Below are 246 nucleotides of genomic sequence, written 5' to 3'. Positions count from 1 at the left end.
CCCGTACGGGATTCGAACCCGTGTTACCGCCGTGAAAGGGCGGTGTCTTAACCACTTGACCAACGGGCCAATATGTATGGCAGAGAAGAAGGGATTCGAACCCTCGCACCGCGTTAGCGATCTACTCCCTTAGCAGGGGAGCCCCTTGAGCCACTTGGGTACTTCTCTGTATGGCTCCGCAGGTAGGACTCGAACCTACGACCGATCGGTTAACAGCCGATAGCTCTACCACTGAGCTACTGCGGA

General features: G+C 56.5%; 2 tRNA genes. Both read right to left on the bottom strand.

The features are described 5' to 3' along the window. Window positions 1-77 precede the first annotated feature (77 nt). Window positions 78-168: transfer RNA gene (locus JDS92_RS30390), tRNA-Ser, on the bottom strand. Window positions 169-171: 3 nt separating this feature from the next. Further along, window positions 172-246, bottom strand: a tRNA-Asn gene (locus JDS92_RS30385).

This window comes from Bacillus cereus group sp. N12 (genome assembly GCF_016483575.1).
Taxonomy (GTDB): domain Bacteria; phylum Bacillota; class Bacilli; order Bacillales; family Bacillaceae_G; genus Bacillus_A; species Bacillus_A toyonensis.
The sequence above is the reverse complement of the archived record's forward strand: the minus strand, read 5'-3'. Positions and strand labels throughout refer to the sequence as shown.